Annotated in this window: 16 protein-coding genes; 7 read left to right on the top strand and 9 right to left on the bottom strand. The window is 49.6% G+C overall.

The features are described from left to right. Window positions 1-924: a type II secretion system F family protein gene (locus tag WC593_09180; GenBank protein ID MFA4825315.1), complete on the bottom strand. Its 924-nt coding sequence runs from the start codon at window positions 922-924 to the stop codon at window positions 1-3. After that, window positions 917-3106, bottom strand: coding sequence for a type II/IV secretion system ATPase subunit (locus tag WC593_09185; protein ID MFA4825316.1), 2190 nt, complete (start codon window positions 3104-3106; stop codon window positions 917-919). Before WC593_09185 ends, WC593_09180 begins: the two co-directional genes overlap by 8 nt. A 546-nt stretch (window positions 3107-3652) precedes the next feature. Between WC593_09185 and WC593_09190 the strand changes: the two genes are divergently transcribed. Next, a complete protein-coding gene (locus WC593_09190; GenBank protein ID MFA4825317.1) occupies window positions 3653-4183 on the top strand; it encodes a hypothetical protein in 531 nt (176 codons plus the stop codon). A 287-nt stretch (window positions 4184-4470) separates the two neighbouring features. Next, entirely contained in the window at window positions 4471-5265 is a 795-nt protein-coding gene (gene minD, locus WC593_09195) for a cell division ATPase MinD (protein ID MFA4825318.1), read from the top strand. A 120-nt stretch (window positions 5266-5385) separates the two neighbouring features. Here minD and WC593_09200 read toward each other — a convergent pair whose 3' ends face one another. Both WC593_09200 and WC593_09205 read right to left on the bottom strand, forming a co-directional pair. Next, the gene (locus WC593_09200; GenBank protein MFA4825319.1) at window positions 5386-6180 is read right to left on the bottom strand and encodes a response regulator; all 795 of its coding nucleotides are present in this window, start codon (window positions 6178-6180) and stop codon (window positions 5386-5388) included. 299 nt (window positions 6181-6479) lie between these two features. Further along, window positions 6480-7091, bottom strand: coding sequence for a hypothetical protein (locus WC593_09205; protein MFA4825320.1), 612 nt, complete (start codon window positions 7089-7091; stop codon window positions 6480-6482). A 172-nt stretch (window positions 7092-7263) separates the two neighbouring features. On the opposite strand from WC593_09205, the gene WC593_09210 reads away from it, so the two are divergent. Beyond that, window positions 7264-8418, top strand: coding sequence for an A24 family peptidase C-terminal domain-containing protein (locus WC593_09210; GenBank protein MFA4825321.1), 1155 nt, complete (start codon window positions 7264-7266; stop codon window positions 8416-8418). An 8-nt stretch (window positions 8419-8426) separates the two neighbouring features. Next, window positions 8427-8786, top strand: a complete 360-nt coding sequence (gene hisI, locus WC593_09215; GenBank protein MFA4825322.1) for a phosphoribosyl-AMP cyclohydrolase — start codon at window positions 8427-8429, stop codon at window positions 8784-8786. 660 nt (window positions 8787-9446) lie between these two features. Here hisI and WC593_09220 read toward each other — a convergent pair. Beyond that, window positions 9447-10103, bottom strand: coding sequence for a DUF4013 domain-containing protein (locus WC593_09220; protein ID MFA4825323.1), 657 nt, complete (start codon window positions 10101-10103; stop codon window positions 9447-9449). A gap of 555 nt (window positions 10104-10658) precedes the next feature. Here WC593_09220 and WC593_09225 point away from each other — a divergent pair. Beyond that, window positions 10659-10997, top strand: coding sequence for a hypothetical protein (locus WC593_09225; GenBank protein MFA4825324.1), 339 nt, complete (start codon window positions 10659-10661; stop codon window positions 10995-10997). Between the two features lie 73 nt (window positions 10998-11070). Here WC593_09225 and WC593_09230 read toward each other — a convergent pair whose 3' ends face one another. The 3 genes from WC593_09230 to WC593_09240 all read right to left on the bottom strand — a co-directional run bounded on the left by WC593_09230 (window position 11071) and on the right by WC593_09240 (window position 12286). Next, window positions 11071-11265, bottom strand: coding sequence for a hypothetical protein (locus WC593_09230; protein MFA4825325.1), 195 nt, complete (start codon window positions 11263-11265; stop codon window positions 11071-11073). A gap of 126 nt (window positions 11266-11391) precedes the next feature. Further along, complete coding sequence (locus WC593_09235; protein ID MFA4825326.1) at window positions 11392-11961, bottom strand: hypothetical protein; 570 nt, start codon at window positions 11959-11961, stop codon at window positions 11392-11394. A gap of 118 nt (window positions 11962-12079) precedes the next feature. Then, window positions 12080-12286, bottom strand: a complete 207-nt coding sequence (locus WC593_09240) for a hypothetical protein (protein MFA4825327.1) — start codon at window positions 12284-12286, stop codon at window positions 12080-12082. Between the two features lie 232 nt (window positions 12287-12518). Between WC593_09240 and WC593_09245 the strand changes: the two genes are divergently transcribed. Continuing rightward, on the top strand, window positions 12519-13316 hold the full coding sequence (locus WC593_09245) for a hypothetical protein (GenBank protein MFA4825328.1): 798 nt from the start codon (window positions 12519-12521) through the stop codon (window positions 13314-13316). Window positions 13317-13543: 227 nt separating this feature from the next. Here WC593_09245 and WC593_09250 read toward each other — a convergent pair whose 3' ends face one another. Then, on the bottom strand, window positions 13544-14188 hold the full coding sequence (locus tag WC593_09250; protein MFA4825329.1) for a hypothetical protein: 645 nt from the start codon (window positions 14186-14188) through the stop codon (window positions 13544-13546). Window positions 14189-14310: 122 nt separating this feature from the next. On the opposite strand from WC593_09250, the gene WC593_09255 reads away from it, so the two are divergent. After that, window positions 14311-14829, top strand: a complete 519-nt coding sequence (locus WC593_09255; protein MFA4825330.1) for a hypothetical protein — start codon at window positions 14311-14313, stop codon at window positions 14827-14829. Window positions 14830-14923 lie beyond the last annotated feature (94 nt).

The following is a 14923-nucleotide window of genomic DNA, read 5'->3' on the forward strand; positions in this document are numbered from 1 at the left end:
TCAGGTCTCCGGTGTCATGGTACTGATCATAACCACAAACGCGACACTCCCCAGAGGGATCATAATATAGACGACAGCATACAGGAACATCGGCCTGTTATCCCCGGAAAGTACCGACATGATCGATTGCAGGATGATCAAAAAGAGCGTGCCGGCGACCATTGCCGTAACATACGATTCTGCGATCAGCCCGAGTGTATCCAAAAACAGTTTCTGCGTCTGCCGGTTCTCGAGCGCATACTGGTCGGCCTTAGTGCGAAAATAATCCGTCAGGTTTCCCCCGCTTGAGATGCTGGCCATTGCTCCCTGCAAGAACTCCTTCATCCGTTTACTGGGTGTTGTAGATGAGACCAGCCGGAGCGCATCGATGAGATCCCGCCCGAAAATATCGATCTCCCGGGCAACATACCGCGCCTCAACAGAACTCTGCCCATAGATAGGGCTGTCACCCAGCAGCCGGAATACCTCGGCAGGTGTGATCCCGGCAGTGGACATTGAAGTGACATAATTGATTGCATAGGGCAGAGTGGCATCAATATTCCTTCGCCGGTTTCCTGCCTCAATGCCGGGATAAATGATGAACGCAATGTACGTAAATCCCCCGAACATCAGCAGGGAGAAGATCGTAACGAAAATCGTTCCGAGAACAAGGATGTGGGGGGACAGCACAGCCAGCGGGCCGGCCATTAACCCCTTGTATTTGATCAGGTTGGGAAGTTTTAACAGCCAGGTAAAGAGGCCGATCACTCCGGCAGCGCAGATCCCGACGATAACTGAGCTGACAACGGCCGTGGAAAGATATGCCTCAAACGAAGTCTTGAACCGGGCTGATATGAGATCGTTTCTCAGCTGTGCGTACTCCTCCCGTTTGCGCTTCATCCGGCTGCCGAGCAGGTTGAAGCAGAACCTCTCAAAACTATTCATAGAGATCCTTCCTCACTCTCTCGATAATCTCTTCAGGATCCCGGTGATAGGAGATGAGGATCTTTGCAACATCCTTGTAGTGGCGTATCTTTTTGATTCTCATCCATTCGAGCACTTCCTGGCGGCGCTTGAGCTCATCGCGCATCCTTGTCTCACTCCAGCCTTTAGCCTCCATGATCTCTTCGAGGAGATAGGATTTACCGGAGTAGGTGTGCTCATCGGTTGCCGAACGCCACTTGAATACCTCGTTTGTTATCATCTCGTTGGTTCTCGGATCGATATCGAGAATCTCAACAATCTGCTTGTTCCGCCGGATTCGTTTTCCTCCAACCCGCGCCTGTACCTGGATACAGATGAAGTCAAGGGCTGAGAGCATGTTTCGCGGGACATCCATGGGAGGGTTTTCGATACGGTGCACGACACTGGCAACAGAGTCCGCGTGTATGGTGGAATACGTGACATGCCCCGTGCTCATCGCCTGGAAAAGTGTCTGGCTTTCCTTGCCACGAACTTCCCCGACAATGATATATTCAGGACGCTGTCGCATCGCAGCCCGCAGCAGTTCATACATGTTGATCTCCCCCCGGCCTGCTGTATCAAACGAATCGCGGGTAACACTGGGGATCCAGTTCGGGTGGGGGAGTTTTACTTCACGGGTGTCTTCCAGGGAGACAATCTTTGACATGGGGGGAATGAACAGGGAAATGGCGTTAAGGGCCGTAGTCTTTCCTGATGCAGTTCCCCCGGCAAAGATTGCAGATTTGCCGTTCTCGACGCACAGCCAGATATACGCGATCGCGAGTGGCGAGAAGGTGCGCCATTCGATGAGATCTGTGGGAGTGATGGGTTCATCCTTGAACTTACGGATGGTGAACGTTGAACCATGGGCGGTCACTTCCTGCCCCAGGGTCATCTGGATACGGGAACCATCCTGCATGGTCGCATCAAGGATCGGTTCTGCAATCGATATGTACTTGCCAGCCCGCTGGGCAAGCTTGGTAACGAAAGAATCGAGTTCATCGGCGTTGGAATAGGAAAGCGTTGTCTTCATCGACTCATAGCTGGCATGGAACGCAAACAGGGGGACATTGACACCATCGCACGAAATATCCTCGATATATTTGTCGTGCATGATGGGATCGATCAGGCCATCGCCGAGGAAATCCTTGTACATGTTATAGTGGATCTTCTCGCGCTGTTCAGGTGCAAGTTTGATACCAAAGTCCCTGATAATATCATCTGCCGAGACCCGGAGTCTGCGTCGTGCTTCGTCTTTGGAGATGTCTTTGGTATTGATATCGAGCGTATCGAAAAGACGCTCTTTCAGTTCAACCAATAACGCCTTTTCTGCACCGGTCAGGATCGGTTCGAGCACATGGTAGGTGTACTCATGGGTTGAGTGATCGTACGTGATCCGGATATAAGCATAGGGTTCGTTGACCGGATACATATCCATCTCTTCAATACCGGGTTCTGGCTGGAATGAGAGGTCGACGAGGGACCCGTGTTTTTTGGGATCATACGCCTCCTGCTCGGATATGATCGCTTTGAATAAGGAGGAGATACTGAACTTTTTGGATTCAGCTTTGAGTTTTTCCTCGCCAATCCCAATCTCCCCGTCTATATCGAGATCTTTAAAACTGACTTTTGAGAACTCCCGTTTCCAGATCTCGGCAAACTCCTGCGGCAGGGTACCGGTTCCGGTCTTGTCGAATGCATTGATGCCCCCGTGCAGACTGAGATCTTCAACCCTGAACGTGGTGCCTTTGGGAAGGATAAGACCCGAGAGATCCGTTATCTGGTCAACGGAGATGATCTTTTCGTCATAGTCTGTTTCCGTTTCGGCGGTCTGATCGGCAGCGGGGGTCACCGTTCCGGCAGGTCTTTTCCGGAGGGTTCTCCTCGGATCCTCATCAATAATCTCAACTATGGGCTCTTCTGTCACAGCAGGCGGGGCTGCAGCCGCTGCTTTTATCAGAGGACCCTCCATCTCCTCTTCAATAATCTCAATGGGTTCTATATTCCTTTCCGTTTCAGGAACCGGAGATGTTGCGTCCTTTTTTTGGGGTGGAAGATCCTCGAACAGGTCTTCAATATTGAAAATTGGCTTCTCACCGGACTGATCCGGAACAGGTTGGTCAGGAAGAGGGACTGTTCCAGCAGGTGTCTCTTTTTTTGCCATCTGCAGTTTTTTTAACAGTTCTGAAAAGTCACCCGCTTCTGCTGATTCCTTCTCCGCTGCAGGAGATCCGGAAGGGAGCCCCGTACCGTTTTGTCTGGGACGCACCTCCTTTTTCTTGATCCCGCCAATCAGCTTTAAAAGGGTGTTGGTATCTTCGAGGGCTTCGTCAGTATCCTTGCTCAATCCAGACATCCCCTTGGCTGATTGGCTATCCGATCGGGTTGCATATATCAGGCTGGAAGATAATTTTGCCTATGAGTATATCTACTCTGTGGATGGCAGGATAACCCGATTCCGACAAAAATACGTTGAATAGACAAGATCTTATGCGTTTTTTTGCCAACCGGGATCATCTGTGACCCGGTCCGGATGTTTTTCGTTTAACCATGATAAGCCCGGGCTGAGCCTCTTTTCCCTGGGATTCGGTATCCCCGCTTTTACTATGCAGAAATACGTTTTCTCTTCTTAGCAAGAATAAGTTCATGACCTGCTACGGTAATGAGCAAGTAGAAACTATTTACCCGAAAGAAATTACATAAGAGCATAATGCGACTCCCGAGGGGAACTTTCTTAACAATCAAAAAAAGTGAACCGATCAGTTCCATCATCGACGAATTTGTAGGTACGAAGTTTTCCGGGATCTGCGACTTCTCATCCGGGCTGGTGAACGGAACTCTGGTTTTCAGATCCGGTACCTGCATCCTTGCCCGGATCCTGGATACATCCGGCGATGAGGCGTGGGATGAACTGCAGAAGATGAGCCATCAGGAAGCAGATGCTGCCCTTTCGAGCCTGGATGAGACACAGGTTCAGCTGGCTCTCGAATTCAACGAGGAATGCCGGATAATTAAAGCCGTTATAACCGCTCCTTCAGCAGCGACCCCCCCGCTCCCGGACCCCCTGCAGGAACCAAAAAATCCCGCTGAACTTAAAGACACCCCTCCCGAAACCAGCAGTTTTGAAAAGGATATTGATACCTTTAACATGCTCGACATCGACGATGTGACGGAAAAAATCCGCAATGACTGCAAGACCATGATCAAACAGCTGCATCTCGAGCACCTGATGGAGCGATGACAACCAGAGAAATAGGGATATCATGCACCTTTCCCTGACCGGTTCAGGTTTTTTTTCCAATAGTGCTCATCGTTAATGCCATTGTTGCGATCATCACCGTATTATTCTTCCAGAAAAAACAGACCTGTTCAGGATTATCCGGCAAAGACTCCTCTCCGTCATGAAATCGGATATTCGATCATTGCAGCGACAAAAAATGTCTTAGACCGGGGGATATAATAAAAAGGGGAAATCCCGGGAAATCTTATATAAACGAAACAGAACTATCTATCACCATAAGGTGTTCGATGGTAAAGGTTTACACGATCGCTTCGGGAAAAGGAGGTACGGGAAAGACAACCGTTTCTGTCAATCTCGGTACTATGCTTGCCCAGCTCGGTAAAGAAACCTACCTCATGGATGCCGATATCGGAATGGCAAATGTTGGTCTTCTCCTTGGCCTGCAGGATGTCCCGTTCACCCTGCATGAAGTTCTTGCGGGTAAATGCACGGTCAACGATGCGATATACGAAGGCCCTGCCGGACTCCGGGTAATCCCGTGCGGGATCTCACTCCAGGGATTCCAGCAGGCTGACCCGGACAAGATACGCGATGTCATGGGTGAGATTGTAAAGCACTGCGATTTCCTGTTGATTGATGCCCCTGCCGGTATCAGCAGGGATGGGATTGTTCCCCTTGCAGTTGCCGATGAAGTGATCCTTGTCGTTACCCCTGAACTCTCCGCTATTGTCGATGCACTCAAAACCAAAATCCTGACCGAAGTTGTTGGCGGACACGTAATTGGTTCGATCATCAACCGGGTCGATCAGGATAAGGTTGATATCATCACCAAAAAGATGGAAAAAGTTCTTGGCGTCAAAGTGCTCGGTGTTATTCCCGAAGATCCCAATATGCGCCGGGCTTCTTCAGCTAAGGTCCCGATTGTAATCAAGTTCCCCACCTCACCTGCTTCCCTGGCAATCAAACGCATAGCATCTGATCTGGCTGGTATAGCCTACAAAGAAGAATCAGTTACTATAAGGAAAGAAGGGTTCATTGACCGGTTCACCAAAGCCCTGTTTAAAAAGAAACCAGGGGGATGAATTTTATATTTTATCATATCTTTTTTTAATCAAAGCACGGTAATTATTTTCTCCGCTTTTTAGTTCCTGCAAGGAACTACCCGCCCAAAAATCCACAATATTCAGGCATCAAAAAAAGAATCACGCTCTTTTTGCTGCCATTTTTATCTCGCCAGGTGTCTTTTCCCTGATATGGATCAGGACACCCAGCAGATCATTATTGTCGTCCTTGACCGGCCGGGCATTGATACTTGCCTTCCGGCGTTTACCGGACCGGGTGACAACTGCAGCATTAAAATCATGCATAACCACCAGCATCTGCTTGACCACTTCCGGTATGGGATCGTCGAGCTGCTCATCCGTCTGATCGTTGATGAACATCATCACATCCCGCCAGTGGGTCATGAGGATCTTGTCGTCGGGAAGATCCAAAAAGCGCCCGGCATAGGGATTGAAAAAGATGATTCTTCCCTTTGTATCGGTCATAATGATAATATCGAGAAGCTCCATGATCTTTGTTGGGAGACCGATGGGATAATTGTCCCGGCTTTTCTCTTTTAAGCTGTGATTATAGAGGGCAAGCTGGACGTTTGAGGTGAGTTCGCGATCCGTAAATGGTTTTAAGAGATACCCGTACGGCTGTGCATACTTGGCCCGTTCAAGAAGATTGTCATCGCACAGTGCGGTAAGAAAGATGATCGGGAAGTGAAAGAGCTGGAATATATACCGGGCTGCGGTCACTCCGTCCATCTGCCCTTTGAGGTTGATATCCATGAGAATGAGATCCGGTTCGAGTTCCGCAGCTTTCCGGATGGCTTCTTCGCCACAACCTGTCTTTCCGGCAGTTGTGTACCCTTTCTTTTCAAGCATCATGGTGATAAGATTGGCTATGATCTCATCATCCTCTACAATAAGAATCCGGGGAATTTTCGCCATGATCGTGAAAATATGGGGGAGATTATTATAGGTTATTCATTTCAGGGGTTTAAAAATTTACTCTGGTTTGTGGGTAATGGTAAAAACACAATCGTCATGGCTTTTTGACCGGCATTTGATCTGGCATCCCGGTACCCGGATGCCGAATGAACCTTCCACAACCCTCCTTTCTGAGCGCCTGGAAGTCTTCGCGTCAGATATAAGGACTAATATGTTAGTCGTCAATCTATGGTTTCGTTTTTTATTCTGCTCAGTATTTTCCATCAATGGCAGTAAAAAAAAGAAGAAATAAGGATTATTTACAACTGCAGGATCTTCTGCGGGCTGGACTCTTCAAATTGAACCTGGAAGGTGGTGAGCTGCTGGGACCGGTCCTGCACGATAACATCGTACGTTCCATGCATCAGCTTAAAGCCAACGCTGCCATCATGGGTGGTGATGTCACTTCCGACAATTTTGCCTTCTTTTCGTATGGATACCCGGACCCCGTTCTGGGGTTCATTATTCCGGTGGATAGCAAGGGTGAACACACCCAGCCCGGCACTTTTTTTGCCGAACTCCGGTAGTTCATTACGGCTCCCCTTTTTCAGGTGAGCCTTTTCAAAGATGCGGCATCCGGCAACCACCGCTTCGACCAGTTCCGGATTAACGTCATACAGCGTAAACGCTTCAACATCGGTAATCAGCATCACGGCATTGTCCCCGTAGAGCGTTCCTTTGTCATCGATAAAAATCGCGCCTTCGGGTTCCCCGGCAAGGATGGCAAAATATTGCAGTTTCTCGTTCTCTGTTGATAGCGCGATACCATTAATACTCCCCTTTTCTGCAAAGCGGATCAGTTCAGGGAGCGGGAATGTTCCTAATGGCTGAGATTTTGTAAGGATTGAATCAATCATGTCCTGGATTTTCATAAAAAAAACCATGCCAGTGAATGTGCACTGACGATAACCGGGAGTTCCGGATCTGTCGCTGCCTTCGTATGGCAGATATTCGCAATCCGGATATTATATAGTTGCGTAAAATTACCCCCTTTCTCCCAGCGCCATACATAAGTGCTCTGAAAAAAAAGCATGTACAGGATTTATGGAACTCTTGTACCCGATGGTTATCTCGGCGGTTGCGGTTCTTGCCACCCTGATCTATGCCTCGTATCTCGATCTCAAGGACCGGCGGGTGCCGTTTAAGACCTGGTATCCCATGCTGATCGTCGGAATTCCCGCCTCGGTCTGGCTCCTGTATATAAAAACGGGAAATTTCAGTCTCATTGCAGGATACTTAACCCTGATCGTGAGTTTCTTTTACGCCAATTATCTCGATAGTCATGAGCCCGGTGAAAAGTTCAGGTTCGAATACCTGGCAGTCACTCTTGCCCTGCCCGCACTGGCATGGCTGGTATTACCCGCACCATTCACCCTGACCCTTGTCCCCTGGTACGCGATGTTTGCCGGGATTTTTGCATATATCTCCTACGTGACCTGGAAACAGAAACCGGTTGGAAAGATCAAACCAAAACGCAAGGTTCACGAGGCAAATGTTGAAGAAGCGCTTGCCCGCTGGTACTTTATCCTTATCGTCATCATCCTTGCAATCACGTCCGTACAGCTGCTCTTTAACGGTAGCTGGGGGGCTCCCGCTCTTTTTGTCCTGCTCCCGGCAGTCTTCTGCGGGGTGTTCTATACCTTTGGCAGGATGCATCTCTTCGGGGGAGCGGATGCATGGGCGCTCATATTCATCGCATTCTGCGTCCCGACCTTCCCGTTCACGCCGCTGCTGGGAAATTCCCCCCTGGGATTTCTGGCGTTTTCGGTGCTGATCAATGCCCTGCTGCTTAACCTCGTTGCACCGCTTGGGATCTTCGCGGTCAATATTATACGGGGGAACCGTGCCCCGCTCATGTACATGTTCTTTGGGTTCCCCGTAAAGGGTGAGAATATCCAGCAGGAATGGGGTTTTGTGATGGAGGATTTTACGGAGACGAAAGGGACGGTCAGCCGGAAATTCATCGGCTTTTTTGATTCCTTAAGGAGAATGTATGCCGCCGAAGGCCGGGTCTACACGAAGGACCTCCGGGAACATCCCGAAGAGTTCACCGCTGAACTGGCAATCTATAAAAAAGCCGGTACGGTCTGGATCTCCTATGCAGTCCCCTTCATCATCCCGATAACCGCCGGGCTCATTACGGCGATCGTCTTTGGTGATTTCCTGTTGGCAATCATGAGAGTATTTGTTGGAGCTTGATATCCATGCTGAACCTGAAATTTGTTGATGGATTGATCCCGGTCATTGTACAGGACAAGAAGAACCGGGAAGTACTGATGATGGCGTATGCCAACGACGAGGCAGTACGGCTCACGCAGGAGACCGGCTATGCCCATTATTACAGCCGGAGCCGGAAAAAACTCTGGAAAAAAGGCGAAGAGAGCGGGCACTTCCAGAAAGTGGAGCGGGTCTTAACGGACTGCGATGAGGACTGCCTGATCTATGAAGTGGTGCAGACCGGTGCAGCCTGCCATACCGGGTATGCCTCCTGTTTTTACCGGACACTGGACGGAACGGTTGTCGGGACGAAAGTTTTTGACCCGGAAACGGTGTACGGCAAGAAATAATCACTCTCTTTTTAAAACGTTCATCCTTTCATCCAGAGACCCGCTTTTTTTTATAATTGGACTTTGTTGAAACGGGCATGAACCATTAAGTTCAACCCCCAATCCCTGAAAATCGTAGTTATGATTCTCCCCTGCCTCAGGGCCTCTGCGAGGCACGGCGGAGCAAGGAGGTTTTTAGTATTTTTCGGCTCTGTTGAAATCCTTGAGGGAAAGAAGGAGTCGCTCTTGGGGGCTCCAGCACATCGTGCTTTCGCCCCCGCCGCTCGGGTATCCCCCAAAATTGCGATAACCCGCAGAAGGTTGATGAGAATTTTTTAAAAATGGGGTCAAGGGGATACTCTCCTTGGGCTGCCCCCCCCTCTGGGGGAGAGAGGGGGTCATCCTCATATCAGCCGCTGAGAATAGGCAAGCAAAGGGAAAAAGAGGATTTCAACAGAGCCTATTTTTCAGTCATTAATCCGCCGTGGGAGTGCCCCGTCGGGGGCGGCGGAGTTTATCGCATACGGGGGTATGGGGGTCTCAACCCCCATCCTACTTCATGAAAGGGATAATTTTCATGAGAGAGATCCAACAAAGAGGCAGGCAATCGCTTTTGGGGGCTCCAGCATCTCCTTGCCTTCGGGATTACAGGGTATGCTAAAAAAAAAGAATTAATGGAATTTAAGCACTGGCGCTGTCATAGACCTGGCAAAGGTAGCGTGCTTCAAAGAGCATGAGAGGAGCCATGAAAACGATCTTTATGATAATTCCAAGCACCGGGATCATTCCGATGACCGAGAGGATGATCTCAATGACAATCACGACAACCATCACGACGATCATGGCAATGATATATGCGCCCCAGCCGATCTTGCCAATCGTTGCAAGGATCTCTCCGAAATTGAATGCTTCTCCCATGCTGCCGGAACGGGCAAACCGGATGATACCGATGGTTGCCAGGAGACCGGTAATGATGGCAACAATGGCAAAGATAATCAGGCCAAAGATCATCCCGCCAAGCCCGGCAAGTACCTCAGCCGGGTTCTGGCTGACCATGGCAAATATTCCCGCTCCAACGGTTACGAACAGGATGATAAGTGCGGGAATTGCCCAGATCAGGGAGACGATCAGGTACTTGATACCGTCAATGAAGAGCGTACCCCATTCAGTGACTTCCGGTGCGGGCTTCTCACCGCGGAAGACTTTCAACGTATATCCGAGCAGCGGGAGGCAGAGAAGAATCGTTGCAATAACGAGTAATAACCACTGCATCCACTTTCCAACAATTGCATCCTTTGCATATGCAAAAGAGTCACCAAGCATCTCTCCAAAATCCATTCAAATCACCATTTTAAAGGAAATTAATAGTTTCAGACATTCGTTTAGCGGTGCTTTTATTAAAAATAATGGGTAATTTTCCCGTTTTTGCAGAAATTATAACTCTGACAATCCCCTTGAGGCACTATGGGTTGGATCCGATGTTGTTCCGGGCATTTCCTGGAAAATGAAAAAATTTCTGCATTTTATTCATATCCTTTGAATTCATCGAGTAAAAACCTGGAGTTCCGCAGGCATGCGATGGAGTGGAATATCTGATCTCACGGATCTCTACACTCTCCGGCAAGCGGATCTATGATGACTGTAGAAACGCCTGGAATATGCCATACCGGGGTGCATCCGCACGAATAAAGGAAGATATGGTGCAGGTCCCTGACGATATGAGATCCCAGGACTTTTACATATCGTCGATCTGAATGATGAGATCGAAGTAGCGAATCCCGGTACAAAACTGCCGTAAGTGAACCGGCCTTTTTTTAGATATTGATGGTAAGTGTATGCAGAACTATTAATCATCCAGCAAACCACCTTTTTCTCAAGAGTGGAGTGTTTCTGGTGGACGATACCTGGGAGATCACGATGCCCCCCCTGCGGCCGTACGAAATGCCGGTTTTTCCGGCAACCGCACTGGATATCGAACCGGAACCCGATGCATTTGCAGTCCCCGAAGAAAAAATGACCCGGGATGAGATTGGCTTTGTGGCACTGCCGGTTGTTATGCCGCCTTTGCGCCCGGATGAATATCCGGATTCTACGGTTTTTACGCTCGATGCAGTGGCTGACCCGGCACTTGATGAACCCTCGTGGGGGATGGGCATAAAAGCACCCGACATCGTGATTCGTTCTGGAAAACTGCTGCGCCCGTGGGATGAGGAACCTGCGGAGAAGAAGTGAAATTTCAGCGGGTTCTTTACCGCTTTTTTAATGCTTTTTTTATCCGGGACCCTGTTGCCGGCAGGGTACCCGTTCAGTCATCGTTCCCGTCAACGGATTCCTCTTCATCATCCTTCTTTACTTCCGGGAGGGTCTCTTTTGCCAGTACCCCATAGAGTAAAACGATGAGCGGGAGAACCAGGGCATAGAAAATTACCGGTCTATTGACTGCCTGTGCGATGATAAAAAGGGCCAGTGCAATGGATAGACCAATATAGGCAAGTCGCATGTTATCAGCTCAGGGTTTGTGGGGGGATTTTGTTATTTCTTTCTTTTTTTAATAACCCGGATAACTCTTATGGCACGGTTGAGAGGTAAAACGAGTTGAACGGTCAACGAACGGGTGTGAAAAATGTTATTTGATCACTCCCGGTTCGATAAACCAGGCAACATGATAATCCGGTACCATGCTGATTTCGTCGGATGTCTTTTCCATGAAGTACACGTCCAGTACTGCACCTTTGGATAAGGTGGCAAACGACTCATCCGAGCGAATGACAATGTAATCCCGGGCCGCTTCTGCAATACCCGGTACAATCTTGCCGCTCCGGGCTCCGCTTCCCTGGTGGGATATTCCTATTCCCCCAAAGGAATTCCCGTACATGTTGGTAAGTTTACTGAACCAGACGAACTGTCGGGGTGCAGTTCCATTATTTTTTGCAAGTATATAGATGGTAATGGTCTGGTTGTTTGCTCCTTCGGCCGGATCGATTTCAATGCCGTAAATAGATACTTCCATTGTATTGTTACCCGTTCCCAGGGTTAACATTCCATCCATGGGTAACACCTTGTCTGTCAATATCTTCCCGGGAAACGTCGGGACGGGTGTGGCTGCCACGGATGGAGTTGTAGTTGATGGGGTTGTTGTACAACCGGCAACAAGCAGTACACAAATGGTAATGGCAAGGATTGCAATGTTTTTCATAATCTCACCCTCTTATGGATCTTAATTGTGCTCATAAGGTAAAACCCCCCGGTAAAAAATCTTTGTGATAATACGTTTTTACTCATCATTCCCTGACCCGCAGGGAATTGCCGGAACCTTATTTCAGGTTTTTTGTTTTCAGCGCTTCGATCAGGCAGAAAAATGCAGCGGCTTCGACCGGGTCTTTGAAGTGAACCAATTCAGCATCGGTCCGCTTCTCTAAGCAATCCGTGAGCATTTTCCCGTATTCCTGTTCATAGATCTTCAGCGCCCGCGTGGTCTTCTTCCACCGCAGGATGACTTCATCCAGCTGCATCTTTCGCATAGTTCACCGGTATCCAGATGGCCGGCACAGGTAGATGAGGAGGGGGGTTTGCGGGAGGTGAAAGTGAATGGCAGGGACGTTATTGGTTGCTTATGGCGTGGAACTTCCGTATGATCATGGGGGATATGAGGGATACCCGGAATGTACCGGCAGCAGGAATCTGTCACGGGCTTCCTGACGGGGAAGAATGAGAGAGTACCTTTAACATCTGCTCAACAGTATATTCACATCAATGAACGCAAACGGCATCGTTCCGGTATGTATAATACTGGTATGTGGTCTGGTATTCTGTGCCGGGTGCATGTCCTCCCGATCCCCGGATAGTACCATTGTTGCCACTCTGCCGACAACCCTGACAGAAACCCCGGTTGCCCCCCTAGCCACAACCGCTCCCCCTGCGAGTCTGGTCTTAACCCCCGCGGGTGCTGCATCCCCTACTCCCGGCGAACGTCCAACCCTTCCAGTCGCGACAACAACGTGGATACAGGAACCGTCTGTCGAAGAAAAAGCGACAGACCCCCAGATCCTTGTTCTTGCTTTTGTCAGGAATTATTTCAAGTCTGACCTTCCTGACTGTGGTATGAAGGCGTCGTTCCCGCAGGTCGCAAATGAAGCGGGGTACGGGATCCTGCAGCCGGTTCCCCGGCTTACCCTGCTCTCCGAGGGCCAGGTATTGGCATTCCTGGAAGCGAATGCTAAACCGAATGTCGTAGTCGACGGGATAACTCCCTCTGTCGATCAGGTTATCGATCCCTACATGCTGGGCGGTTCCCGGTGCGCCGGTGTGCCCATATCCCCGACATGGAATATTATCCTGATTAATGCAACCCTCATGCCCCGGAATGCCCGGCCGGCTGACTACGATATCGGTATCAATGTCAGGTCCCAGGGCAGGGTGGTTGAACAACTGAGACTGAACCAGACCCTGATCATTGACCAGCCGGTCATTTTTGCATGGTTTGTCCCGATGAAAACTGAAGAGATGGCCCTCTTCGACAGCATTGAGCTGGTGTTTCACAAAAAGAAATAACCTGTTTTACTGCTCTTTCCGGATTATGCATTCCCGACCGGAACCTGCAGAAAAACCTGGTGGCCGGGTCGATCGGATCTGATTTCTTTTATGCAAACCGGGTTCCGGCAGCTGCAGGGATTTTCTGCTGTGGAGGTAACCGGAGATCCCTGCAAAAGGAGAGGATTTTTGGGGGGAAGGACGCTTTGCCTGTCCTTATATTATCGTTTCGTACCTGTGGGATGATTCTATACCGTTGGGCATAAGCCGAGGGTTTTTACGCATTCCCCACTGGGACACCGGACAAATTCCTCCGGACACGTTACGCCCGAAGATGAATCAATAAAGACCCTCACCTTTCCAAGATCCCGCGGTAGCGCCGGGTCTGCTTTTGTCACGAATCCGGCCAGTGTGTCACCCTGATAATTGTTAAGAGCCGTTGCGGTGTAAATCAGCTGGCGTACCGAAGAATTATACCGGGGTGCCGAGAGATTCACGATCAGGGTATCTTCCGACTCTTTTGCACCCGGCCGGGAGATGGCTGCATCGGGCGCGACCGACCAGTCAAACCCGGTAATGTAGTAATCCATGTGCGTGAACCCGGCAGTCCGGTCAGCCCGGTCGGAGAGATAAATCGTGTAAGGCACGACACTGTCAAGCGTGAGGGTATATGTCCCGTTTCCGGCAGGTCCAAACGATCCCGATGAGGATTCCTGGACGTAGAGGAAGTGTGGGGATATATTTGTCCCCATGCCGGCGGGGGTTGAGGGGACAGATTTTGTCTCCTCTATAGCTGCCGGGCAGGTTGCGGGAGCATTTGATGTGCATCCGGCAATACATGCCCCGATCACGACGAGGGCAAGAAGGGCAAAGAGGGGAAGCGGTTGTTTCATCACATGATCTTTGTGAGATAGTGGATGTAAAACATTCCGGGTGCCGGGGGATTGCACCCGGATGACAAAATTTTATGACAGAATGCGGAATTTTATTATATTTTTAACAGGTCTATTCCTGTATGCAGGAACCCGGATGCTGTGAAAATTATCCAGCCATAATTGTCATCGGATCAAATCTTTTGTCACTCCTGATCTATGTTATTGGTGCGATTATCCTGTACAGGTTCAGTCTCGTCTGGGTCATCGGTTATGTACTTTTCATTCTCCTCCTTGAATTCCGGCTGTTACACGGACATTGCGTGGACTGTTATTATTACGGCAAGACCTGTGCTTTTGGGAAAGGCCGGTTGAGCTCCCGGTTTTTTCAAAGGGGCAACCCGGAGAAATTCAACCGGATGAAGATCACCTGGAAAGATATTGTCCCGGATTTTCTGGTGTTTATTGTCCCCGTTCTTGCAGGCATACTGCTCCTGATACAGGAGTTTACCTGGACGGTTCTCATTCTCATCATAGCCCTGTTCACCTTAGGTTTCTTCGGCAATGCTCTTGTCAGAGGAAAACTGGCCTGCAGGTATTGCAAGCAGAGGGAGATCGGGTGTCCGGCCGAGCAATTGTTCGGTAAAACAAACGATACGTAGATATTTGCCCGGCTATCCCGCTCGCACGACCCGGGCCGGGAGCATGCGGGTTGAGACCGTTGCGGTGTAACTCTATCCTTACTTTTTACACGTT

Origin of the sequence: Methanoregula sp. (assembly GCA_041645435.1) — an archaeon.
GTDB lineage: Archaea > Halobacteriota > Methanomicrobia > Methanomicrobiales > Methanospirillaceae > Methanoregula.

Excerpts from the sequence above, each read along its gene's own strand:
- WC593_09185 (MFA4825316.1), bottom strand. The coding sequence starts at position 3,106 with ATGGCAAAAAAAGAGACACCTGCTGGAACAGTCCCTCTTCCTGACCAA.
- WC593_09210 (MFA4825321.1), top strand. The coding sequence starts at position 7,264 with ATGGAACTCTTGTACCCGATGGTTATCTCGGCGGTTGCGGTTCTTGCC.
- WC593_09205 (MFA4825320.1), bottom strand. The coding sequence starts at position 7,091 with ATGAAAATCCAGGACATGATTGATTCAATCCTTACAAAATCTCAGCCA.
- WC593_09190 (MFA4825317.1), top strand. The coding sequence starts at position 3,653 with ATGCGACTCCCGAGGGGAACTTTCTTAACAATCAAAAAAAGTGAACCG.
- WC593_09220 (MFA4825323.1), bottom strand. The coding sequence starts at position 10,103 with ATGGATTTTGGAGAGATGCTTGGTGACTCTTTTGCATATGCAAAGGAT.
- WC593_09200 (MFA4825319.1), bottom strand. The coding sequence starts at position 6,180 with ATGGCGAAAATTCCCCGGATTCTTATTGTAGAGGATGATGAGATCATA.
- WC593_09235 (MFA4825326.1), bottom strand. The coding sequence starts at position 11,961 with ATGAAAAACATTGCAATCCTTGCCATTACCATTTGTGTACTGCTTGTT.
- minD (MFA4825318.1), top strand. The coding sequence starts at position 4,471 with ATGGTAAAGGTTTACACGATCGCTTCGGGAAAAGGAGGTACGGGAAAG.
- WC593_09180 (MFA4825315.1), bottom strand. The coding sequence starts at position 924 with ATGAATAGTTTTGAGAGGTTCTGCTTCAACCTGCTCGGCAGCCGGATG.
- WC593_09250 (MFA4825329.1), bottom strand. The coding sequence starts at position 14,188 with ATGAAACAACCGCTTCCCCTCTTTGCCCTTCTTGCCCTCGTCGTGATC.
- WC593_09255 (MFA4825330.1), top strand. The coding sequence starts at position 14,311 with ATGCAGGAACCCGGATGCTGTGAAAATTATCCAGCCATAATTGTCATC.
- WC593_09245 (MFA4825328.1), top strand. The coding sequence starts at position 12,519 with ATGAACGCAAACGGCATCGTTCCGGTATGTATAATACTGGTATGTGGT.
- WC593_09240 (MFA4825327.1), bottom strand. The coding sequence starts at position 12,286 with ATGCGAAAGATGCAGCTGGATGAAGTCATCCTGCGGTGGAAGAAGACC.
- WC593_09230 (MFA4825325.1), bottom strand. The coding sequence starts at position 11,265 with ATGCGACTTGCCTATATTGGTCTATCCATTGCACTGGCCCTTTTTATC.